We start from the raw sequence: 24,225 nt of genomic DNA, 5'->3' as shown, positions 1-24,225 counted from the left end.
TCAGCCATTCAGGTTGTTCGCCTGAAAACGGACCCTATTACAAGGGTGGCTTTAGGGCCTGTTAGGCCTTGAATGACGGAACGGATTGCATAGCTGTTTATGATGAGCATGATGCAGTCTGTCTTTTCCGATACCGCATGGTCTGTCTGGGAGCCTTTGATCGAGGAAGTCCGTCCGAAGGGCAAGACCCCACCAAAGAACCTTCGACGGACGATATCCGCGATTTTCTGGCGCCATCAGAACGGCGCGAAGTGGCGTGCCTTGCCATCAGAGTTTGGTCCCTGGTGGATTGCAGCACAGTTGTTCATTCGCTGGTCGAAACTCGGTGTGTGGCAGCGCCTCTTTGAAAAGGCCAAAGACAGGGATCAAGACCTCGGCATGGTCTTTCTTGATGGCACGACAATCCGTGCCCATCATAAAGCGGCCGGAGCGGCTAAAAAAGGGGGCACAGAGAACGCCGAAAGGATCGTGAGGCTCTTGGCCGCTCACGTGGAGGATTTGGCACCAAGGTCTGCGTAGCTGCGGACAGTCATGGCAGGGCACTGTCCTTCACGCTGGCACCCGGACAGGCACATGAATTACCGTGTGCCTACGCCCTGCTTGACGCTCTGCCATACCCACCAATCCATGTCGTCTGCGATCGTGGGTATGCCTCACATAAATTTCGTGAAGATCTTTGGAACCGTGGATCTCGTCCTGTCATCCCGCCAAGGAAGAATGATCCAGAAGTCGCTTGTCCCAAATGGGCTTACAGACACCGGCATCTGGTCGAAAACCTGTGGGCAAGGCTCAAGGAGTGGCGGGCTGTCGCGACCCGATATGAGAAAACCGCCGCATCCTTCCTCTCCGTCATTCTCATCGCTGCTACAGCAGACTATATCAAGGCCTAACAGGCCCTAGCTTAATCAGACATGTAGAAAGAGAATAGGATGAAAAATGGATGTATGCCCTTAATCTTTCTATTCCTGATTGTGACCGGGGCAGCTCAGGCGGCAATGCCATCTTATGACGTTTATGGATCGTGGTTGATTGCATGCGACAATATTTTGACCTGCGAAGCCAAGGGATTTGTACAGGGTGATGACGATGTCACTTCGACCATGCCAGACGACAGGCCAATCAACGGATCGGTTGACCTGCGCTTTATTCGTGATGCCGGACCGGATGGTGTGATTGAAGCGCGGTTGGCCGCCGGGTTTCCCTTTGGGCTGGCGGATCTGCGTGTGGACGGCAGGCCGTTGTTGTTGGACCGTTCGGCATGGGCACTCAACACACGGGACGGAATCACGATTCTGTCTGGAAAACGGCCTGAAGTCGTTACGGCGTTTGTGGCGCAGTTGCGCAACGGGACAATGCTGCAGGTACGTGATGGGATCGTGCCATTGAACGGGTTAAGTGCTGCAATGTTGCACATGGATGACCGACAGGGAAGATTGGACGGTGTAACAGCACTGATCCGTACGGGGACGAAATCAGCCAGCGCCGTACCTCCCGCGCCATTACTGCCGCCCGCTCCATCCGCTCATCGCTCCATCGTTCTTGCCCGCAGAGAGCGGGCCCGCTTGATGGCATGGACAGAAAGAACGCAGGCTAAGCTCATAAAAAAGCAGAGTTGTGATAGTCTGGATAAAGGAACTGATAGCCTTCTGGAAACAGAGGCTTACGGGTTGGACAAGAACAATGCGCTTATTTTGTTCGGATGTTCGATGGCGGCATATCAGGGGACGTCCTTGGTTTTTGTCGTCCCGCGCACCGGCAATGGCCAACCTGAGCCCGCCAGCCTGCCAAGTCCCGTCCTGATCGAGGGGGACACAGGCGATGAAGGAAGTATTGTGACAAACCCTGATTTTGACGTGGCGACTGGAACGTTTACGGACTTTTACAAAGGCATGGGTCTGGCTTATTGCGGTGCTTCTCATGAATGGCGGTGGGATGGCCACCATTTTGTTCTGATGAGGATGACCTTTCAGCTTGGCTGTGGCGGCAGCATGTCGGGTGACTGGCCGGTTCTGTATCGATCGAAGGTCCAGCAAAGGGAACAGAGGACGGAGTAGGCAAGTTCTGTGTGGACGATCCCGCTCGCCTGGTATTATTGCCATGTCATGCAGCAAGCCCGGGGTATTCTGCAGCCAACCAATCGCAAGTATCGTTGGTTGTCTTTCCCCGCAACCATATATAAGTGTCTGAAAATACATAAGAAAAACCACCATCAAGGGTGGCTTTTTTTGCCCAAATCACACCGCAGGATGCAAATGGGAGTGAAAACGCAGCGTAGTTGGGGCTGATTTCATGTGTGCGTGAACATGGGAGCGAGGTTCTTTAGGCAGTCCGGTCAGACTCGAACCAGCGCCTCGATATCGGCGACCAGAGCCCGCGATGTCCGGGACGGATCATCCGAAAGCTTACGCTTCCTTCATCCATTGCGTAAATTTTTGCGCCACATCCTCGCCTTGCGCGTCGCCGATCAGCGGCGCCATGCGCGCGGGTGCTATGGACTGGCAACTCGGGCATCAGCGGGGGCTGGGATTATGACGCGGGCAGGCATGAATCATGTTGCCAATTTTTGCCATACTCGAGTATTCTGCCTCCATGAGCACCATGAACATCTCTCTGCCAGAAGCCCTGAAAAGCTTCGTTGACCAGCAGGTTGCCGGCCGTGGCTTTGGCACCAGCAGCGAGTACGTGCGCGAGCTGATCCGCAAGGACCAGGACAGGCAGCGTCTGCGTGGTATGTTGCTTGAGGGTGGTCGATCCGCAGCAGGCTCCACGGCGGATGCCGCATATTTCGAACGCCTGCGGTCGCGTGTGCGCGGTGCCTGATCATCATGACGACCAGACGTGCGGTACTGCGCGAGCAGGCCGAGCGGGATATCGATCGGATCATTGACGATTATGTCGGGAAAGCCGGAAGTGCTGTGGCCGACCGGTTTGTCGGTGCGCTCGAAGAGGGGATGACCCTGATCGGGCAATATCCCGGCATCGGCTCGCCGCGTTGCGGGTATGAACTCGATCTTCCGGGACTTCGTGCGCTCACTCTTCGGAACTGGCCGTTCGTGGTTTTCTACATCGAACGTGAGGACCATCTGGATGTATGGCGCGTTCTGCACGCCCATCAGGATATTCCGGGCTGGCTGCGAGATCCTGATGAAGGCGATAGTTCGGAACAGTGATCGAATGAGGCTGCACTGATTCAGTGATCTTCCAGGAGACTGGCAAGAATGTCAGCGGCATCGAGTCCGATGGCGGTTGTGATGTCGAGGAATTCGATCACGTCGATCCGGCGCTCGCCGGTTTCGTATTTCGCGACATAGGATTGGGGTTTGCCGAGCCGCTCCGCCAGCGTGGCCTGGGTCAGGCCTTTGCCGCGCCTTGCTGCGATCAGCAGTGACCTGCGGATGAAAAACTGTGCCGCCCGCCACCACGGCCCCAGTTCCGCAGGGATGCTTCGCCATTTTGCACCATTCTCATGACGCCAGAAAATCACTGCTATCGTGCGCCGCGGATCATGGGACGGCGTCTTGCCCATCGGGCGAACCGCCTCAATCAGAGGTTCCCAGATCGCCCATGCCTTGTCCGTAAAAGTCCCGCTACTGGTTCCGTCGCCTTCTCGCATCCCTATAAGATTGTAAGAATTTCAAGTTCTAACAGGCGCTAAATTGCGGTCACAGTTTCGTAAACAGGCCACCACTGATGGACATTCACGGCTTCAACTATATCCGTGATTTCAGACTGTGCCAGACCCTGCTCCTGTGCCTTGCGCGCAACCTCGATGGCGACAACGCTTGATGTTGCACGAAGGTCTGCGTTGGACGGCAATAGGGCCGAACCGGGAGCGGTATCTGTTGCCTGGCTGGCGACTGCTTGTGCGGCAGCAAAGATCATTTCGTCAGAAACCTGACGCGCTCGCGATACGATCGTCCCGAAGCCAAGGCCCGGATACAAGGCTGCATTGTTCGCCTGGCCTATTGTGTAGGAAACACCTTGATAGACGACATTATCAAACGGCGCGCCCGTTGCGACGAGCACTCGGCCTTCTGTCCACTCAATAAGCTGGGTGGGGGTAGCTTCGTGCAGGTTTGTCGGGTTGGATAGCGGAAGAATAATCGGGCGCTCGACATGCGCGGCCATATCCTTCACTAGTTCTTCGGTAAAGAGGTGAGGGGTGGTCGAGGTGCCGATAAGAATGGTTGGATGCACATTTTTAACGACTTCAGCCAGCTCGATAATGCCGCCATTCTGTGCTTTTTCATGACGCAAGGCAGCCATTGCCGGCCATCTGGTTTCGGTGGCAGCCAAAGTATCGGCTGAGGCACGAGTCCATGACTGAACTTCAGAAGATGGTCTGGCATAGCTGATCTGAAAATCAAGAAGTCCATGCTGCATGTCGTCGGTTAACAGGCCGGGCAGATCTACCAGCCAGATGCGACGGGTCGCTTCGTCCCGTGAAAGGCCATGCCGCATCATCTGATCACGAATTTGATCGGCAATACCCACACCGGCTGTCCCGGCTCCCAGAATGACCACACGCTGATCGGACCAGAGGGTATCGCTGCGTTGGACTGCATTGAGCAACGCCCCCAGTACAATGGCGCCAGTTCCCTGCATATCGTCGTTAAAGGTGGGAACCGTGTCACGGAAACGGCTTAAAATACGGCGGGCATTTGTTGAGCCGAAATCTTCCCAGTGCAGCATGGCTTTGGGGAAGAGTTTTCTGGCGGCTGTTACATATGCGTCGATGAAATCGTCATAAACCTTGCCGACAACGCGGCTATGCCGATATCCGATATAGAGTGGGTCGTTGAGAAGTTTTTCATTATTTGTCCCAACATCCAGAACAACCGGAATGACACGGTGTGGGTCAACGCCTGCCGCGGCGGTATAGACTGCCAGCTTCCCGATGGAGATATCTATTCCGTTGGCCCCCCAGTCGCCAATGCCAAGAATTTCTTCCGCATCACTGGCAACCAGCAGGTCAATGTCGTCCGCGCTGGCGCCGAACGCCGCGAGTTTTTCTTCAATTTTCTCAAGCTCGTTAATGTTGAGAAAAATACCGCGAGGGCGGGTTATGACTTCACTATACTGCTCTATGGCCTGCCCAACGACAGGATCGTACACAACAGGCAGCATTTCCATGAGATGACGCTGGAGCAAGGCGTAAAACAGCGTCACGTTGTTATCATGAAGCCGCCACATGTAAATGTGCTTATCGAGATCGCTTGGTGCTTTACGATAAGCAGACAGAGCACGGGTTAACTGGGGTTCCAGCTCAGTCGTGATGACCGGTGGTAGCAGCCCGTTCAGTTCGAGAGAATCCCGCTCATCTTGGGTAAAGGCTGTGCCTTTATTGAGCGCGGGGTCGCGCAAAACATCATAGCCTCTTGCTATCGTCTCGATTTTTCTCGATTTTCCTGTGCCAGTAATCTTTGCCTGTCTGCTGAACATTTCTCTCTCCTGGAGTGGTTTGATTTTCATGGTGCTGAAATTTTGAGATCAGGAATGATACAGATCATTCAATCCGTTTAAATCGAATGATGCTGCGCGACAGCTTTCCAGAGTCCCAGTTAGGCATTTTACGCCATGGTGTAATGACATTGGCATAATCGCCATTAATTTCTATGGTGCGTCTTTGCTCTGTACCAACCCACTCTGGTGCCCACGCCGTCTGCACACTGGTCACCCATTGGTTGCCTTCAACTCTGTAACGTCCGATATATGCAACGAGTGTTTTCATCAAATGAGCGCGGTCTGCATCTGTTTTCGCCGGCTGTCGGTCACTGCCTTCAAGATTGAAGGCAACCCACCCATCAGGCGTGAAAATGACACGCCCGCGGGGGGATGATCCCATGGCATCAATCATCTTACCCGTTTCTTTATCTTCCACTTTGTAAGAAACAAGTCCCCACACGCCAACGATATTTTTTTTCAGATTGGCTGTCCCTGCGGATGTTGATGTGGCTTCTTTTGTATCCTGTGCACATGCGGGCACTGCGGCGGTCAATACACTGACTGCACATACAGCAATCACTGATTTTACATGCAAGGAAATATGTTTTGCTAAGACCATGAAGGTTACTTCCCTTTTCGTTTTTTATTTACGGAATGTCCGCAAAAGCCAGAAACACCCGAGTGCGATGACAATGGCTCCCCCGGCCATGCCGATACGGCTTAAAACGAGGAGTGGTGATTTTGGACCACCCTGGCGGATCGTGGCGACTTGTGCTGGTGATACAGAAACCTGAGACCTGCCATATGTATCAAAAACATATTTTGTAAGTTTGGCTATTTCCTCATCGTTTAGCTGGACGGCATCTGTTTTCTTTCCTCCAAAGCCGGGCATGAACGCTTGGGCACCCGTGACATGACGGTCGATACCAAAAAGAATGGTTGCAATCAGATTGTCCGGGTTGGAGGCGCCTGTAACGGAGTTGTGCCATAATGACGGGTAATATCCGTCGCGACTACCCTGTGCCTTGTAATTATGGCAGGACGCACAATTTCCCATAAACAGTTCAGCATCAGAAATATCGGGATTATCTTCCGACCGAATGGGTTGATCGCCTCTGACACGGTCTGCGCTGGAAACCGGCTGCCCAAGAGCGAAGCGTGAGAGATTTCCATCAGCAGGGTCACGCACTGGCTGTGTTGATGCAAGGTATGTCGCAAGGGCGTTCAGGTCAGCCTCTGTCAGGTGCTGGAAACTGTGTTCGACGGCTTCTCCCATACCACCCGCGGCCTGTGCCAGACCGTCTATATGGCCTGATTTCAGGTAGGTCTTGATTTCATCCTGCGACCAGTTTCCTATGCCACTGATTTTGTCCGAGGTGATATTGGGAGCGTACCACGCACCAAGGCTCCCCCCGCCAAGGGCCTGGGAAGCTTCTTCCTGCATCAGAAAGCCACGAGGGGTGTGGCAGGTTCCGCAATGCGCCGGGCCCTGTGCTAGATAGGCCCCTCTGTTCCACTCTGCCGAGCGTGATGGGTCAGGCTGGTACGGTGTGTTGTTACGAAACAGGATATTCCAGAACAGCATTGAGCTGCGGATGTTCATTGGGAAAGGCAGGGCCGTTTTTGGCGGGGCGCTCTCGACTGGCTGAACGGACTTCATGAAATACAGGTACAGGTCATGTATGTCCTGATCTGTCATGTAAGAATATGCTGTATAAGGCATTGCAGGGTAGAGATTGCTCCCATCCTTGCGGATGCCTTTGCGGACAGCACGAGAGAAATCCGCTTCGCTATACTCCCCGATACCATATGTTTTGGATGGCGTGATGTTGGTTGAGTACATCGTCCCCAGCGGCGTTTTCATGGCCAGACCACCGGCAAACGGTTTGCCGCCCGGCGCGGTATGGCAGGCGACACAGTCTGATGTGACCGCCATGTAGGCACCTGGATCTGTATTGCTGTCATCTTCGGCTGACGCGGCGCTGCACAGGAGTATCGGCCCTGCCAGAGCAGCAAGGAATGAGAACCTGAAGGCCTGTCTGGTTTGTATCACTCTAAGCATGGTTCAGTTGCCCGACGATTGCATCCGCAGCTTTAAGTGCCAATGCGGCCATAGTGATTGTGCTGTTCCCGCTGCCGCCGGTCGTCATTGCGGCACCACCAGGCAGGAAAAGATTGTCATGGTCATGGGCCCGGCAATCTGCATCCACGACTGAATCGCTTGGATCATTGCCCATGATCGTGCCACCCATGATATGATCGCTGTGCAAGAATTCAGGTGAAATCTTGATATCTGTCGCGCCGAGTGCAGTTGCCAGTTTTTTAAGAAGGGGAACGGTATAGTTTTCAGCACTCCTCCGTACATAGTCGCCTACATCATAATAGATGCGAGGACGGTTGAGGCCGAGCCAATCCTTTTTGTCTGACAGGGTCAGGCGGTTGAAGGGGAGCGGCAGAGGTTCGTGCTCAACGGTCAGGCGGGCTGTGCAGGCTGACAAACGACGGATTTCCTGATCGAGGGCTTTTCCGTAAAGACCTTTTTCAAGAGCCGCCAAACCTCCGAGTGTGCTTCGCGCCATGTTTTCCATACGGAACATGGCACCGGCATACTCCCGCCGGAAATCACCCTGGCTTGTGTTCATGATACTGCTGCTCTGAACGGGGCCTACGCCGGTCCAGAGTGGTTCAGACATTTCAATGTCCGCGATCAGCTTTGGCTGATCCATCATGTTGCGGCCGACCTGATCTGAACTATTGGCGACACCGCGGGGGTTTTTGTCATCAGTCGATAAAAGGAGGAGCTTGGGCGTTTCTATGCCATTGCACGCCAGCACAAAGATCTTGCCTGAAACGGAATGTGAGGTTCTGTTCGGGTCGTAGTAGTGAACGGCCTCGACCTTCTTCTGGGCATTTGTTTCAACGCGATAGGCGACAGCATTCGTGATGATCCTGCCGCCTTTTGCCTCGATGCGGGGCAGGGCGGTTGCGGCATCGTATTTTGCAGCGATCGGGCAGACTGGAAAGCAGTTATTGTTTCCGCAGCAGGGGGGGCGGCCATCAAATGAAACGCCACTGTTGCGTGCTTGTGGGGCGGGAAGGTTCTGCATGCCAAGGGTTGCGGCAACATCGGTCAACCGCTGCTCGCCCGGACCAAAGGGAATTGGCCCCATCGGGTAGGGGCGAGAGCGCGCGGTGCGCGGCGGCCATTGCAGGGCTGGGTCGCCGGGGCCGCAGACACCCATCGCATGTTCTGCCCGCGCATAGTAGGGCTCAAGCACATCATAGCTAAAGGCCCAGTCACGCCCTACGCCATAGAGGCTTTTAAGCCGCAGGTCATCGGGCGTCATACGCCAGCAGATACCAGCCCAGTGCCAGGTGGCACCGCCTGCGTAACGCACGTAACCCTGCTCGTAGGCTTTGGCATTTGGTCCGGTCAGGTCAAGATACGATGCGGCCTCAGTCGGGGTCCGTGTTTCAAGGTGTGGCGCCCACGGTTTGGGGGGATACGGGGCGTTCCAGTGGTTGCGTAGTGTGGGGGGCAGGTTACGGTAGTTTTCAACGATGGTATCGCGACTGACACGGGGGCCTGCCTCGAGCATGAGCACGGAAAGCCCGGCATCAAGGGCCTGTTCTGCGATCAGGCAGCCGACGACGCCAGTACCAACAATGACGACATCGCTGTTGAGAGTGGAGGGCATGAACAATTCTCCAGAGAAGCTCAGAACGAAGGCATGTTCAGGAGGGGAACGGCAGTCGCATCCCATGCATTGGGTGCTGACTTCGCGTAGGACGGGATCGTCATGACATCGTTGGTGACTTTGAACATGAGCGCCTCTTCAAAGGCGACAACGCGATCCCCCGATTTGCCGTGCACTACGCCTGAATACCAGGCTGATATTATTTTCAGGGCTGAGTTTTTCAGTGCCGTATCAGTCAGTGCCGGCATGAGATGTTCAACATCCACAACGGCATTTTTCATGATGAAATCCTGAAGTGCTGTGACTGTATTGTCAAAACCCTCTTCGGCATCGCTGAGTGCGTTGTGGATTTTATGACCGACAAAGGGATCCAGTTCGTGTGGAACAAGAAGTTTCGAGACGAGCATGAACTGTACTATGCTGTCAGGCTCATGTATGTAACCGTTGGATGCAGCAAGGCCCGGAGACTGTGTAAAGCTGGCGGCGGTGGCAAGCACACTTATGCCAAGAAGCAGGCTTCGTCTGTTTATTTTGAATTCTTTACGGAAGGATGTCATCTACTGGCTCCTGCACACATCAACTGCATGTTGTGATTGCTTCGATAGTTGAGTGGACTTGAATATATAAATAAATATCCCAAAAAATATTTATTTATATATTCAAGAACGGATTGGGGATATTGAGGTGTTGTGAAGCACCTGTGTATTGTAATTATATTGGAAAATCCCTAATGTCTGGATTTTAATTATGGCATTAAGGAAAGTAAATGTATTTGTGAAAATTACGAATAACGCCATAATATGAAAATTTTAAAATAAAAATGGTGTTTTGTTGCTATCTGTACTATTTTTTTTGGGAATATAAAATGTTTAAATCAAGATCGTATTCCTCCATCCCTTGGAACCATCATAATGAGTGATGGCCGTTGAGAGCTTAAAGTTGTAGCTTTTTCTGAATGAAGGATACTACGTATAATTACGGAGTTGCTTTCGTCTGGTCGATCGTTCACCGTTAAAGTGAGAGCGCCGTTGAGGGACTTCTGGGATCTGTCAAATCAAGAGATCATGCTGCGGACACGGCATAGGCACCTCGTGACTGCTTCTCTGGCTGCATTGGGCCTCGTGATACTGGGCGCGCTCTCACGCTGTCTGATTTCACCGCTTCTTGGCAGCACCAGAACATTGTTTCTCCTTCTCCTTCCCGGGGTGCTTGTTGGTGCTGTGACCGGCGGCCTCTTGCCCGGTCTCGTTGCGGCGATCCTTGCCTCGGCGCTGGGTTCCCTGCTTTTGGCGTATGACGGTGCTCCGTCGATCGAAAACTGGGTTGAAACGCTCCTGTTTGCGACACTCTGCGTTCTGATCACCTGCGGGGGTGAATGGCTGCTGCGTGCCCGGCGGCGCACGGCGGCGATGGCGCAACGCATCCTTGAACGAGAAACCCATCTACGTTCCATTCTCGACGCCGTTCCGGACGCTATCATTATTCTGGATGAGCAGGGGATCGTGCAGTCATTCAGTCATGCGGCCGAGACATTGCTAAGGTGGAATGTGATGGAGGCGGTCGGAATGAATATCGCGGCCATCGTTCCGGAGCTTGGTGCGCCTCCAGTTCTCGACCGGCAGGGATTTGCGTCAATCGCCCGCCGTGGGGACGAGACGACGATTCCTGTTGATCTGTCCATAGGCCGCCTGAGTTCGGGAGGGCGCCCATTTGTGATTGTTTTCCTGCGTGACCTTACAGAGCGTGAGGAGGCAGATCGCCGCATGCGGCAGTTGCAGGCCGAAGTCACGCATATCTCCCGCCTGTCAGCAATGGGTGAGATGGCGGCGACACTGGCGCATGAACTCAATCAGCCACTGACGGCCATTACAAACTTTCTCAATGGCGGCCGTCGTCTTCTGCAGAAGGGAAGCGGGCAGAACGAGCGCGTGCAGGAGGCCATAGACAAAGCGGCGGCACAGGCTCTGCGGGCAGGTCAGATCATACGGTCGTTACGGGAGTTCGTCTCGCGAGGAGAAGGGGACCTGGGGTTACAGAGTCTGACAGCACTTGTAGAGGAGATGGCGGTGCTGGCGCTGGTCGGCATTGCGGAGCGCGGGATCAATGTGTCCTTTCGACTGGATTCCAATGTCGATCAGGTTATCGCGGACAAAATCCAGATTCAGCAGGTGCTGCTCAACTTAATCCGTAATGCCGTGGAATCTATGGAAGATTGCCACGAGCGGCGTCTTGTTGTCGCAATTGACGCCTTTGAAGGCATGGCACGAGTTTCCGTGACAGATACCGGTGCCGGAGTGAGGCCAGAGATCGCCGGTAAGCTGTTCGAGCCTTTTTCGACAACGAAGGATCATGGTATGGGAGTCGGCCTGTCGATCTGTCGCACCATCGTAGAAGCCCATGGAGGACGCATCTGGGCGCAGGCAGTGCCCGGGGGTGGAACATGCTTTCTCTTTACCCTCCCTTGTGCCCGGATAGAGGGGTTTGGCGAATGAATTCTGACTGCATCGTCCATGTAATCGACGACGACGAGGCCGTGCGCGAGTCCCTTGCCTTCCTGCTGCTTGCATCGGGGTATACCGCACGGACCTACGCATCAGCGGACGAGTTCCTCAGCATCCTCGACCGGATCGAGCATGGCTGCGTTGTTACCGATATCCGGATGCCCGGCATGGACGGCCTTGATCTCGTCAGCCATCTTCAGGACGTAAGGCCAGTCCTGCCGGTCATCGTGATCACGGGACATGCCGATGTTCCCTTGGCTGTGCAGGCGATGAAGGGTGGTGCTCGCGATTTCATCGAAAAACCGTTTGATGACCATTCCATCCTCGAGGCGGTGGCTTCTGCTTTGCAAAGCGACGGTGAAATCCCTGCCGGCCGGACGCCGGCGCATGTCGTTCGCCAGCGGATCGCCGTTCTGACGAATAGGGAACGACAGGTTCTCCGTGGCCTTGTCGATGGCCAATCGAACAAGGCTATTGCCCGCGAGCTTGAAATAAGCCCGCGAACAATAGAGATTTATCGAGCCAATCTCATGACGAAAATGGACGCTCGCACCCTATCCGAATTGGTGCGGATGGCGCTCGTGGCGGGAGAGCTGCTAGCTTAATCTGGAAGGATCGCAAGGCTTTGGATCAATATGGAGATTACCCCCTGATAGAGTAGAGTAGCTTTAATGGTGGTGCGAGAGGCCTCCTCGGATCGGGTTCATGGCTTATCCAAAGGTTATCGATGCTGTATGAAGTAGTGGCAGGGGCATAGGTGAAGGGAAACCAAGGAATGTACGGGTAGATTCGGTATCGCTTGCTGTTAAGCGGCGATGCGGGGTATTTTCCCGTCTACCAGTCGCAAGTATCGTTGGTTGCCTTCCCCCCCTTGCGATACGAACGTATCAAGAACGCCACTGTCCGGATGGACCGTGGCGTTTTTCTTGTGCGCGGCGAACTGCCGGATCGCCGCCAGATCGCCGCACAGGATGATCGCCAGTTCGCCGTCGGTCGGCTGGAGCGTGATATGCGGCGGGTCTGTCTGTAGGGAAGATTAAAGCGTACACTGCCTGAAGAAACATTCCCAAAGCAGGTTATAAAGGGCTACTTCCCGCTATGTTTCTCCAGAAAGGCCGGAATAAGGGGATTATCCTCCTGCAGGGATCCTTTTGATGGAAGCTGTTGAGTATTCCAGCCGCCCCCAAGATCGACGATCAGTTTCACACTCGCCACCAAACGACTTTCCTGAATTTGCAGCGCTGTTTCCTGATTGCTGAGCGCCGTCTGCTGGTTGGTCAGGACCGTCGTATAAATTGCTGTTCCGTATTGATACTGACTGAGTGACACATCTGCGGCATGGAGTGCTGCCTGAACAGCCTGCTGCTGCTCACTGGCCTGCTGTTTCAAAATCCGCAAACTCGACAATTGGTCTTCCGTGTCCTGTAAAGCTGTCAGAACGGTCTGTCTGTAGCTTGCCACGGCGCTGTCATAGTCAGCATTGGCTTCCTGCACGGCCGCCGTTCTTGCCCCCCCTTCGAAAAGGGTTTGCGAAGCGGATGCGCCCAGAGACCAGATACGATTGCTGATCTGAATGAGCGACTGCACCGGGTTGCCACTGTATCCATAGGAAGCCGAGAGAGAAAACTCTGGATAGAAAGCGCCGATCGCAACGCCGACTGCGGCATTATACTCCTCCATGGCACGCTCGGCAGAAGCGATATCCGGCCGCCGTTGCAGAAGACTTGCGGGGATGGTGACAGGAATATCAGGGACAACGGATGTCATGATATCCCGATCCAGTGAAAGTTCTGCAGGCGGTTTACCAATCAGAACAGCAATCGCATGTTCATACTCTGAACGACTGACATCGGTCGCTGTGGCACTGGCTCGTGCGGCATCCAGAGTATTTTGTGCCTGCCATTCATCACTGCCATTGGCCGTCCCCCCTTGGTGCTGGGCACGAATAATGGTCAGTGTATGTTCGTATAACCGGATCGAACGTTCCAGCAGCGCTTTCAGAGTGTCCTGATACCGAAGCTCAAAATAGTCCTCGGCCAGTTGCTCCTGATAGGAGAGTTGGGCGTTCGCCAGATCGGCTGCACTGGCCTGTGCTGCTGTCACCTGCTCCTGGATTTGCCGTCGGATTTTTCCCCAGACATCAATCGTCCAGTCGGCCGTCAGTTCGGCGGCATAGGTATTACGTGTCATGCCTGAACTATATTGTGTACCACTGGTGGACGTTGCTGTACCACCCTGACTGTTACGCGAGAAATTCAGGCTACCTGAAAGAGTTGGGTACAGGCTGGCTCGTGCTGCTGTGACAAGTGCCCGGGCCTTGCGATATTTGGCTTCATATTCCTTGACGTTCTGATTGGAGAGCGACACCTGCTCCTCCAGGGTATTCAGAACAGGATCATTATAAATTGCCCACCATTGCCCTTTTGGGATGGCCGCCATCTCGGGGCGGGCTTTATCCCATCCCGGGGCGGGTTGCGCCTCTTTAAAACGTGCAGAAAGAATGGCTTTCGGACGTTTATATTCTGGACCGACAAGAATACAGCCGGACAGAAGAGTTGGCGTCAGCAACAGAAGCATGGCTGTTGCCGTGCGCACACGAAGCACCGGAGGAAATTGCAACATCATTTTTATATTCCGAAATGCTCAGGAGCGGAGGAAAGAGGATGGTCTGAGACGCTGGACGAGACCGCGCAGAGTAGCTGGCAATTTCTGCCGCCCCCACATTCCCAGACGATCAAGGTAAATATAGACGACCGGCGTTGTGAAAAGCGTAAGGATCTGGCTCAGGGCAAGGCCACCAATAATGGCGATGCCAAGGGGGCGATGAAGTTCAACGCCATACCCATTCCCGAACACCAGCGGGACAGCACCTAATGCTGCGGCCAGAGTGGTCATCAGGATCGGTCGGAAACGCAGCATGCAAGCTTCGTGAATGGCCTCGTGTGCGCTCTTGCCATTCTGCCGTTCTTCACCAATGGCAAAATCGACCAGCAGAATTGCATTCTTCTTGACGATCCCGATCAGCAGAATGACCCCGATCAACCCAATCAGATCAAATTCCTGACCACACAGGTAAAGCGCCAGCAAAGCACCAGCCCCCGCTGATGGAAGGGTCGACAGAATGGTGAGCGGGTGGACATAGCTCTCATACAAAATGCCAAGCACAACATAGACAGCAGCCAGGGCAGCCAGAATGATCAATGGTTCGCTGCTACTCTGGCTCTGAAACTGGGCCGCGGTCCCGGCAAAACTTCCATGTATGGAGGACGGCATTTTAAGGCGGACCATTTCGTTGCTGATAATACGGGTCGCATCAGACATTGATGCACCTGATGCCAGATTGAACGAAAGCGTTGCCGCAATGGCCTGCCCCTGATGATTGACGTTGACCGGCGTTGTCCCGCGGGACATCCGTGCGACCACGGAAAGTGGGATCATCGTTTCAGCATCTGAAGAAACGGCCGAGCCACTCGACGCGCTGCTTCCTCCTGCCAGACTGTTTGCGATCTGATTGGTAAAGGACTGGCTGTTCTCTGATGAGGAAGATGTGTCCGTCGTATCGGAGGAACTGCTGGACGACGACGAGGAACGGATACTGTTACTCTGCGTGCTGCCACTTGCTGTCCCGCCGGAAGCACTGACCCAGGCCAGTTGCAACATGTCAGCGTTTTTCCAGTATTGCGGCTGCACATTCATCACCACACGGTACTGGTTCAGGGCGTTGTAAATGACCGAAGCTGAGCGCTGACCAAAGGCGTCATAAAGCGCATTGGCAACAAGCTGTGCAGTAATATTCGTACGTCCTGCCAGATCGCGGTCCAGCACCACTTCTTCAGCAAGACCTTTCTGCTGAATATCCGTGGAAATATCTTTTAGCTGAACGTGCTTTTGCAAAGCCTCCTGAAGGATAGGAACCCAGTGATAAAGGTCTTTGGCGTCATCACTCTCCAGGGTATACTGATAGGCGCCGTTACTGCTCCGGGGACCTGTTGGAAGCAGACTGGGGACCTGAGCAATAAACTGCCCCCCGGCAACACCCGAAGTACGGCGTCGGAGGTCCGCTACAGTCTGCTGAATTGAAACCTTGCGATCTGACTTGTCCTTAAGTTCCACGAACATCATTGCCTGATTGGCGGAGTCACGGCCACCAATAAAGCCCACGATACTGTCAACTTCCCTGTTCCCTAAAACCGTGCCTTCTACATCTTTGACCTTGGCCATCATTGCATTGAATGAAATCGACTGATCCGCCACAAGATGAGCCATCAGCGATCCGGTATCGCTTTCTGGGAACAGGCCTTTCGGCATCAGGAAAAATAGTACGCCCATCAAAAGAATGGTGGATGGCAGAGAAAGGAGGACCAGAACCGGGTGCCTGAATGCATGATCCAGAAGACGACCGTATGTTGCGTGCATACGGTCAAACATTGCCTCGATCTGAATTGATACTGCAGCCAGTCTGCCACGATGCTCAGAAAACCTGTGGGCTTCTTCGTCGTCTTTAGAGCGCAAAATATAGGCGCACATCATGGGCGTCAGTGTCAGGGAAAGAACCATCGAGACCAATACTGTGATCGAGATGATCATGGCGAATTCATGAAGTAACCCACCAATAATACCGCTGAGCATGGCAACAGGAAAGAAAACAGCCACGAGGGAAATAGAGACGGAAAAGACCGTGAAAGCGACTTCCTGCGATCCTTTCAGAACCGCCTTGGAATGCGGCACGCCAGCTTCAATATAACGACTGATATTTTCAAGAACGACAATCGCGTCATCAACGACAAATCCAGTCGCAATCGTCAGAGCCATCAGGGACAGGTTGTCCAGGGAATACCCCATGAATTTCATGACTGCGAACGTCGCGATCAGAGACGTCGGAACAACGACGGCCGGAATCAGGGTTGTCCGGGGAGAGCGTAGAAAGACCAGTACCACCCCTACGACAAGCAGGACCGACAGGACCAGCGTACGCTGGGTGTCATCCAGAGCGGCCCTGATCGTCTGGGAACGATCGCTACTGACATGAAGCTCCACATCGGCAGGAAGCGCAGAAAGCAACGTAGGAAAGCGGGCACGGATCTCGTTGATGGTCTTGACGACATTCGCTCCCGACCGTGGAAAAATAATCGCCAATACAGCCGGAGAGCCATTGAAAAATCCCCCTGTTTCCACATCCTCCACACTGTCTGTAACTGTCGCCACGTCTTCCAGATGGACAGGCCGATTGCTTCTGTAAGCAACGATCAGTCCCTTCAGGTCCTTTGCTTTACGGATCTGGTCATTGGTTCTCAAAATCAGGCGCTGTTTTCCGCGGGTAATAAAACCTTTGGGCGTGTTGGCATTGGCCGATGACAGCGCAGCACGGATATCTTCAAACCCGATCCCATACTGATAAAGTTTGAGGGGATTCATCTCGACACGAACGGCAGGAAGCGCACTCCCTCCCAGTTCCACCTCTCCCACACCAGTTACGGAATCAAGATGCTGTTCAAGAACATTGGTCGCTTCATCGTAAAGCTGGGCAGATGTCCGGGTTTTCGATGTCAGCGCCAGCACCATGATCGGCATCCCTGACGTGTTTGCGGCACGATATGTCGGGTCCTGTCGCAGGGTTGATGGCAGGTCACTACGGGCGGCACGGATCGCTGCCTGTACGTCTCTGGCCGCGCTGTTCACATCGCGCGAAGATACGAACTGCAGCGAGATATTGACCTGTCCCGTGACGGATTCCGATGTCATGGAATCCAGCCCCGCAATCGTCCCTAAATGTCGTTCCAGCGGTTCGGCAATAGTGCTGGCCATTTCCTCCGGCGTGCCACCAGCCTGCTGAGCCGAGACCTGAATCATCGGCATATCGACATTGGGAAGATCGGAAACCGGGAGCTGATTATATCCTATAATACCAGCCAATATCATACCGATTACGATCAGGGTTGTACCAATCGGGCGCTGTATGCACAGGGCGACAGGAGACATTTCCTACTCTCCCGCCGGGGCTGAGACGCCACCATGGCGTCTGTTCTGCCAGGCAGTCGCATAGAGACGCAATTGCTCCATTTTCAGGTAAATGACGGGCGTGGTGAAAAGGGTGAGCAACTGACTCACCATCAGCCCACCAACAATCGCATACCCCAACGGATGGCGTAGCTCAGACCCCACGCCTGAGCCAATGGCCAGCGGGACAGCACCAAGCATGGCAGCCAGCGTCGTCATAAGGATGGGGCGGAAACGCAGCTTCGCGGCCTGCACGATGGACGCTTCAGATGACATACCCTCAACACGCTCGGCCTCAAGCGCGAAGTCGATCATCATGATCGCGTTTTTTTTGACAATGCCAATCAGCAACACGATGCCGATGATGCCCATGATATCCAGCCCGGCCCCTGTCATCCAGAGCATCAGCAAAGCTCCCACGGCAGCGGACGGCAGCGTTGAGAGAATGGTCAGGGGATGGACAAAACTCTCATAGAGCACACCCAGCACGATATAAATGGCCGCAAGAGCCGCAAGAATCAGCCAGACCTCACTGGACATACTGCTCTCGAAAACCTGAGCTGTTCCCTGAAAGGATGTCTGCATGGTTGCTGGCAGACTGAGCTTCCTGCGTGCCTGCTCAATGGCAGAAACGGCCTCTCCGAGTGCATGCCCCCTCGCCACGTTGAAGGAAATCGTAGCAGCGGGAAACTGGCCCACATGGGTTATGAGCATCGAAGCCTTGGCAGGTGTGATTTTGGCAACCGCCGAGAGAGGGACAAGCCCGGATGTCGGCTGCCGTGTGGGGCCTGACGTACTGCTTCCTGTCGTCGCACTCCCAGCCATATAAAGTTGGTCCAGTGATTCCGGGCGTCGCTGGAACTGGGGAAGCGCTTCAAGGATCACGCGGTACTGACTGGACTGCGTATAGATGGTCGAGATCTGACGCTGACCGAATGAGTCATAAAGCAGATTGTCCACGGTCTGCGGCGTAATGGAAAATCGTGCCCCGGTGCTACGGTCCAGTGTGACATCGGTGGCCAGAGCCTGTGCCTGAAGGTCAGATGTGACTTCAGACAATGCGGTAGATTTCTGAAGCTCCTTGACCAGTCTGGGCACCCAGGTTTCGAGGCGTTCCGTGCTCGAATCCTCAATCAGGAACTGATATCGCGTGGCGGACACAGTGGTATCTAGGGTCAGATCCTGTACAGGCTGCACGTAAAGCTGTGTGCCGGGAACCTGCAAGGCTTCCTTCTGAAGACGTCGGCCGATTTGCGCAGCAGTCAGGGTCCTCCTGTCATGTGATTTCAGATTGATCTGAAACCGGCCCCGGTTCAGCGTCGTGTTGTCGCCATCAACACCAATATAGGACGACAGGCTGGCAACATCGGCATCCCTGAGAAGCACGTCTCCCAGACTCTTCTGCAAAGCCTTCATTTCATCAAAAGAAATGGAGGCATCCATCACGGAAATACCCTGCAGAACGCCGGTATCCTGTTCTGGAAACAGTCCTTTGGGGATGATCATCACAAGCCCGGCCGTAACGACGAGCGTTATCACAAAACAGATCATTGTGAGTGTCTGATGCCGCAGAACATGAGCAAGTCCGCGGTCATAGGCACCAATCACACGAGCGATAAGCCGATCCGTCGCTGCGGCCCAGTGCGGTTTGGCTTTGGTATGATCGTGGTCCTTCAGCAGACGGGCGCACAACATGGGCACCAGCGTCAGGGACACAATGGCTGAAATAACGATCGTTACGGCGAGCGTGACAGAGAATTCATAAAACAGCCTTCCTATCACATCGCTCATAAAAAGCAGTGGGATCAGAACGGCAATAAGGGAGACCGTCAGAGAAATGATTGTGAAGCCAATCTCGCCAGCCCCATCCACGGCAGCCTTGTAGCGATCATTACCTTTCTCGATATAACGCGCGATATTTTCGATCATGACGATGGCATCATCAACAACAAAACCTGTTGCGATCGTCAGGGACATCAGTGACAGGTTATCAAGGGAAAAGCCCTCGAAATGCATGACGGCAAGTGTTCCCACAATCGACAAGGGAACAGACAATGCCGGGATCAGTGTCGCGAAAGGATCGTGCAGAAAGACGAAAATAACACCGACGACCAGAGCGAGAGACAGCAGAAGTTCAAACTCGACGTCGGAAACCGATGCCTGAATTGTCGTTGTACGGTCCGTCAACACCTTGATTGTCACGCCCGCAGGCAGATCAGCCTGCAACTGGGAAAGTCGGCTTTTGATCGCGTTGACTGTGCTCAGGATATTGGCCGAAGGCTGACGTCGGATATTCAGGATAATAGCTGGATCAGCATCGGACCACCCTGCCAGTTCCGTATCTTCCGGCCCTTCGGAAACCGTCGCAATGTCGCGGATACGGATAGGCCCCTTGCTGGTGCTGGACCACCCCACCACCTGATCAAGAAGTTGCTCCGTACTGGAGATCTGTCCCTGGAAATTGATGGTTTTGCTCTGGGACTCTCCGTTGAAACTTCCTGTGGGCGTATTGACGTTGACGTTGCCGATCGTCGTGCGCAACGTATCCATATCCAGCCCGTAGGCGGTCATTTTGGGAATATTGACCCGGACGCGATACGCTTTTTTATTTCCCCCCGAAAGCGAAACTTCGCCGACACCTGATATCTGACTGATTTTCTGTTCCAGACGGGTTGCCACGTAGTCTTCGACTTCAGGAAGAGGTAACGTCGTGGACGTTACACCGAGAATGAGGACTGGCGTATCCGCCGGATTGACCTTCGAATAAATTGGGGGAGCCGGAAGAGAGGATGGCAGAAGTGAGTTGGCTGAATTGATTGCCGCCTGCACTTCCTGTTCAGCAACATCGAGAGACGTTGCGAGCGAGAAACGCAGGGTCACGACCGAAGCCCCGGCAGAAGACTGGGACGTCATCTGCTCAAGGCCGGACATCTGTCCCATTTCCCCTTCAAGCGGCGCTGTCACGGACGTCATCATGACATCCGCGCTGGCTCCCGGATAAAAAGTCCGCACCACAATGGTCGGATAATCGACTTCAGGAAGAGCCGAGACGGGAAGGAAACGGTAGCTGATGAGGCCTGCCAGCAGGATGGCAAAAGACAGCAGCGTCGTCGCAACAGGACGATCAATAAAAAGCCGGGACAGATTCATTTTACTGTCTCAGAACCAGACGGGGAGGACGAATTTGCGGGAATGGAGATTTTAGAACCGTCATGCAGGTGATCGACGCCTGAAATGACGACCCTGTTTCCTTCCGTAAGGCCAGACGTCACCACGAGCGTATCATTCTGGCTGGTACCAGTCTTGATGTTCTGAACTTTTACAATGTTATCCGGCCCCGCGACGTAAACATATGATCCATTGGGTCCAGTTTGAACGGCGCTCTCCGGCATCAGCAGCACATTGTGTTCTGTTTTTACAACGAGATGGGCATTTACAAACTGGTTCGGAAAAAGCTCTTCAGTCGTATTGGGAAGAATGGCCCTGAGCTTGATTGTTCCCGTTGAGGTATCCAGTTCACTGTCAAGAGAACTGACTGTGCCTTCAGCAAGCTTCTCCTCATTGGCACTGTCCCATGCTTCGACAGGAAGTTCCTTTTTGCTACGCAACGTTTTCCAGACAAGACCAAGTTTATCCTGAGGAATAGTGAAAATAACAGAAATGGGAGACATCTGCGCCAATGTCGCCAAACCATTGGTCTGATCAGCACTGACATAATTTCCCCGGTCAACGGCGCGGATACCAATCCTTCCAGAGGTGGGAGCATAAATATGGCAGTATTCAAGATCCAGTCGATAGGTATCGACCAGTCCTTCATCTGATTTTACGGTTCCTTCCAGTTGCTCGACTTTGTATTTCTGATCCTGAAATGTCTGGGTGTCTACAGCGTCATGCTTCTGCAGTTTCATGTAACGCGCATAATCCATGCGCGCCTCTGCCAGTTGCGCTAGGTCGGCTGCCAGCTGTCCTTCGTACTGCTTCAGTTGGGCCTGATAGGGACGCGGATCAATGACTGCCAGCAAATCGCCTTCCCTGACGTCCTGACCTTCGGTAAACAACACCTGTGTGAGGTATCCGGAAATACGTGTCTGAACCGTGACATTCGTAATGGGAATAACGGTTCCCAGTTCCGTAAGGATAACCGGCATATCACCGCGCTTCACTGTTGCGACAGCGACAGGTGTTGTATCTTCATTCTCACCGCCCTTTTTTGAAGGAGCCGTGACATAGTAAAGACCGGTTGCGATACCGGCGACAACAATCCCAGCACCCAGTAACTTCCAACGAGATATTTTTTTCGGTGCATGCACCTCAGGATTGTTCTGATCAGACATGGAGTTTCTACCCTCCTTGTTAGGGTGATTGATGACTTAAAAAGATCTTATTTTTTCTTGAACAGGGAATAGTTTTTCCCAATAGGAAGTGTTATGCGCACGACAAGGCCGGATGGTTTATTGTCCATAAGCTCAAGTAAGCCATGATGACGTTCGACAACCTGCTGCACGATGGAAAGGCCCAGTCCCAGCCCCCCGTGACTGGTACGCGCCCGGTCGAGGCGCGTGAAGGGCAGCAACATATTGTCCCGCTCCTGCTTTGGTATTCCCGGGCCATGATCTTTCACAAGAATAAACGCTTTTTCCGAATTGTTTTGCAAAATAACCGATACAGAACCGCCGTATTTCAGGCCATTCTCGATCAGGTTATTGATGGCGCGGGACAGTGCTATCGGTTGACACTGGCAGACCATCTGACCGACGGGAGTATAGGAAACCGGTTTTCCCATATCGGAAAAACCTGAGCAGAGACTTTCGATCAGCGAGTCAAGATCCGTTGTCTCTTCGGGTTCAAGGTCATTTTGATCCTGAAGGTACGAAAGTGTTCCGTTCAGCATTCTGGTCATCAGGATGACCTCACGCCGAACAGTGTCGGGACTCAACATCTCTGCGCCGAGTTCCACACGCATTGCCAGACGTGTCAGGGGCGTACGCAGGTCATGTCCGATGCTCATCAGCATACGCGTCCGTTCTTCAACATAACGCACAATATGGGCCTGCATACGATTATAGGCCCGTGCCAGACGCTGGATTTCCAAAGGACCAGTATCTTCCAGAGGCATCGGGGTAATATCCTGCCCGAATGCCTCGACGTGCTCGGCCAGAAAGGAAAGCGGCCGGTTGATTCTCCTGACAGACCAGACGGAAAGAGCAACCACCATAAGAAATACGGATGCAAAAGCGACAATCAAAGGCATTGTCAGACGCATGATCTGCGGCCAGTGAAAATTGACCCCGTCATGCGCCTGAACAGCATAATAGCCATTATTGATGACCAGAGTGCTTGTCGTCATACCCGAACTGTCGGCCGCGCAGCTATAGGCCTCGACGATGAATTCAGGATGTTTGTCCTGCAGAATACGGCGCAGGTCTTCTGTAGGCATACGGGTTGGAATCGTTTTGCACGATGCTCGTTCCCCGACGACGAACCTGAGATCCGGCGTAGAAATCATTTGCGCGAGCTTTTTTCTTTCCGGCTCGGGTACATGCTGCAATGCGGTCAGGCCGGTTTCAATGGCAAGACTGTTTGGCCAGGGACCATCAGGCAAAGGCGGAATATAAGGCCGAAAGGCGACGAGCAGGAACATGATGACTGAAATGGTCGTTGCCATGCACAGGATCACGATCGTCACCATCTGCGTTGAGATGCTACGAGGCCACAGAATAGTCTTGCTCATCGGGCCGGAAATCCGCCTTTTGGTTTCTGGAGATGGGGTTGAAAAACGTAACCTTCGCCACGGATTGTCCGGATCAGTTCTAGCTGGCCACCCTCTTCAGCCAGCTTACGGCGCAATCTGCTGATGATCAGGTCAATTGCCCGCGGATCGATTTCGTCAGCATCCCCCTTGAGGGCTGCAACCAATGTGCTTCTCGCCATGGCCTTGTCGGGATTCTGGCAAAATTCCTGAAGGAGTTTTGTTTCCGCGCCCGTCAGGGTAACGCGAACACCCTTCTGGCTATAAAGAATGCTTTTTCTGGGAAGGAAGCGCCAGTTTCCAAAACAGTATTCCTGTGGTGCTCCGGCATTTTGGTTCCGACGAAACACCGCACAGATCCGTGCCTCAAGTTCGCGGGGATCGAAAGGTTTTGCGATGTAATCATCAGCACCAAGATTAAGACCCACAATCCTGTCGTCTACTTCTGATAAAGCGCTGATAATCAGAAGAGGAAGAGCCGTGTTTTTCTTGATGTACCGGCAGAGAAATTTTCCGTCTTCCTTGGGCAGCATCAGATCAAGGAGAACCATATCAACAGCTTGTTCATGCAATACAGCCTGGAGACCAGCCAGATCCTCAGCCGCATAAATGATGTAGCCTTTCTGCGACAGGAAATGCTTTAGAAGAGATAGAATTTCAAGATCATCTTCAACGATCAGGATATGCAATGGCCGTGCGGATAGTGATGTCCCGCTCGTCTCAGTTTTGCATTGTGACCGATCCGACACCTGAGATATTTTCCTATGTGCTACGTAGTGATGACGATAGCCAGATAGTGACACAAAAATGGAAATTATGAAGGTAGGATAATTAT

18 protein-coding genes and 2 pseudogenes are annotated in these 24,225 nt (G+C 53.4%); 7 read left to right on the top strand and 13 right to left on the bottom strand.

What is annotated here, in order from left to right; translation table 11 throughout:
* The first annotated feature begins 111 nt into the window (after positions 1-111).
* The 4 genes from FYB92_RS11895 (at position 112) to FYB92_RS11880 (ending at position 3,170) form a co-directional block, all read left to right on the top strand.
* Positions 112-890 (top strand): IS5 family transposase gene (locus FYB92_RS11895; protein WP_332829011.1). Its coding sequence is split into 2 segments (ribosomal slippage): positions 112-451 and positions 451-890, totalling 780 coding nucleotides; the frame shifts between segments, so codons are not numbered across the junction.
* 39 nt (positions 891-929) lie between these two features.
* Positions 930-2,054, top strand: coding sequence for a DUF1176 domain-containing protein (locus FYB92_RS11890; protein ID WP_332828728.1), 1,125 nt, complete (start codon positions 930-932; stop codon positions 2,052-2,054).
* Between the two features lie 535 nt (positions 2,055-2,589).
* Complete coding sequence (locus tag FYB92_RS11885) at positions 2,590-2,820, top strand: CopG family transcriptional regulator (protein WP_040511764.1); 231 nt, start codon at positions 2,590-2,592, stop codon at positions 2,818-2,820.
* A 5-nt stretch (positions 2,821-2,825) separates the two neighbouring features.
* A complete protein-coding gene (locus FYB92_RS11880; RefSeq protein ID WP_332828727.1) occupies positions 2,826-3,170 on the top strand; it encodes a type II toxin-antitoxin system RelE/ParE family toxin in 345 nt (114 codons plus the stop codon).
* Positions 3,171-3,190: 20 nt separating this feature from the next.
* Here the strand turns inward: FYB92_RS11880 and FYB92_RS11875 are convergent.
* The 7 genes and pseudogenes from FYB92_RS11875 to FYB92_RS11845 form a co-directional block, all read right to left on the bottom strand.
* Positions 3,191-3,364, bottom strand: a pseudogene (locus tag FYB92_RS11875) (helix-turn-helix domain-containing protein); the annotation flags it as partial.
* Between the two features lie 27 nt (positions 3,365-3,391).
* Positions 3,392-3,613: pseudogene (locus tag FYB92_RS11870) on the bottom strand (transposase); the annotation flags it as partial.
* Between the two features lie 38 nt (positions 3,614-3,651).
* Positions 3,652-5,442 (bottom strand): NAD-dependent malic enzyme, encoded by a 1,791-nt coding sequence (locus FYB92_RS11865; RefSeq protein ID WP_332828726.1) that lies wholly within the window; start codon positions 5,440-5,442, stop codon positions 3,652-3,654.
* Between the two features lie 64 nt (positions 5,443-5,506).
* Positions 5,507-6,064, bottom strand: a complete 558-nt coding sequence (locus tag FYB92_RS11860; RefSeq protein ID WP_081380369.1) for a lipocalin-like domain-containing protein — start codon at positions 6,062-6,064, stop codon at positions 5,507-5,509.
* 24 nt (positions 6,065-6,088) lie between these two features.
* Positions 6,089-7,381 carry a cytochrome c gene (locus FYB92_RS11855; protein WP_239016008.1) on the bottom strand — a complete coding sequence of 431 codons (1,293 nt, stop codon included), beginning with the start codon at positions 7,379-7,381 and terminating at the stop codon, positions 6,089-6,091.
* Between the two features lie 118 nt (positions 7,382-7,499).
* Positions 7,500-9,143, bottom strand: a complete 1,644-nt coding sequence (locus tag FYB92_RS11850; protein ID WP_332828725.1) for a GMC family oxidoreductase — start codon at positions 9,141-9,143, stop codon at positions 7,500-7,502.
* Between the two features lie 20 nt (positions 9,144-9,163).
* Positions 9,164-9,700, bottom strand: coding sequence for a sorbitol dehydrogenase family protein (locus FYB92_RS11845; RefSeq protein WP_332828724.1), 537 nt, complete (start codon positions 9,698-9,700; stop codon positions 9,164-9,166).
* Positions 9,701-10,234: 534 nt separating this feature from the next.
* Between FYB92_RS11845 and FYB92_RS11840 the strand changes: the two genes are divergently transcribed.
* The 3 genes from FYB92_RS11840 (at position 10,235) to FYB92_RS11830 (ending at position 12,674) form a co-directional block, all read left to right on the top strand.
* Positions 10,235-11,635 (top strand): sensor histidine kinase, encoded by a 1,401-nt coding sequence (locus FYB92_RS11840; RefSeq protein WP_282759948.1) that lies wholly within the window; start codon positions 10,235-10,237, stop codon positions 11,633-11,635.
* On the top strand, positions 11,632-12,249 hold the full coding sequence (gene fixJ, locus FYB92_RS11835) for a response regulator FixJ (RefSeq protein ID WP_075624220.1): 618 nt from the start codon (positions 11,632-11,634) through the stop codon (positions 12,247-12,249). The genes FYB92_RS11840 and fixJ overlap by 4 nt, the downstream gene beginning before the upstream one ends.
* A 194-nt stretch (positions 12,250-12,443) precedes the next feature.
* A complete protein-coding gene (locus FYB92_RS11830) occupies positions 12,444-12,674 on the top strand; it encodes a hypothetical protein (protein WP_332828723.1) in 231 nt (76 codons plus the stop codon).
* A gap of 56 nt (positions 12,675-12,730) precedes the next feature.
* Here the strand turns inward: FYB92_RS11830 and FYB92_RS11825 are convergent, their stop codons facing one another.
* From FYB92_RS11825 to FYB92_RS11800, 6 genes are read right to left on the bottom strand one after another with little or no spacing between them, the layout of a single operon-like run.
* Complete coding sequence (locus FYB92_RS11825) at positions 12,731-14,269, bottom strand: efflux transporter outer membrane subunit (RefSeq protein WP_332828722.1); 1,539 nt, start codon at positions 14,267-14,269, stop codon at positions 12,731-12,733.
* A gap of 18 nt (positions 14,270-14,287) precedes the next feature.
* A complete protein-coding gene (locus FYB92_RS11820) occupies positions 14,288-17,623 on the bottom strand; it encodes an efflux RND transporter permease subunit (RefSeq protein ID WP_332828721.1) in 3,336 nt (1,111 codons plus the stop codon).
* Positions 17,624-17,626: 3 nt separating this feature from the next.
* A complete protein-coding gene (locus FYB92_RS11815) occupies positions 17,627-20,791 on the bottom strand; it encodes an efflux RND transporter permease subunit (protein WP_332828720.1) in 3,165 nt (1,054 codons plus the stop codon).
* Positions 20,788-21,975 (bottom strand): efflux RND transporter periplasmic adaptor subunit, encoded by a 1,188-nt coding sequence (locus tag FYB92_RS11810; protein WP_332828719.1) that lies wholly within the window; start codon positions 21,973-21,975, stop codon positions 20,788-20,790. The genes FYB92_RS11815 and FYB92_RS11810 overlap by 4 nt, the downstream gene beginning before the upstream one ends.
* A 47-nt stretch (positions 21,976-22,022) precedes the next feature.
* Positions 22,023-23,372, bottom strand: coding sequence for an ATP-binding protein (locus FYB92_RS11805; protein WP_332828718.1), 1,350 nt, complete (start codon positions 23,370-23,372; stop codon positions 22,023-22,025).
* Entirely contained in the window at positions 23,369-24,079 is a 711-nt protein-coding gene (locus FYB92_RS11800) for a response regulator transcription factor (RefSeq protein ID WP_332828717.1), read from the bottom strand. Before FYB92_RS11800 ends, FYB92_RS11805 begins: the two co-directional genes overlap by 4 nt.
* Between the last annotated feature and the right edge of the window lie 146 nt (positions 24,080-24,225).

This window comes from Novacetimonas sp. GS1 (genome assembly GCF_036686925.1).
Taxonomy (GTDB): domain Bacteria; phylum Pseudomonadota; class Alphaproteobacteria; order Acetobacterales; family Acetobacteraceae; genus Novacetimonas; species Novacetimonas hansenii.
This window is presented reverse-complemented; position numbering and strand designations above follow the sequence as displayed.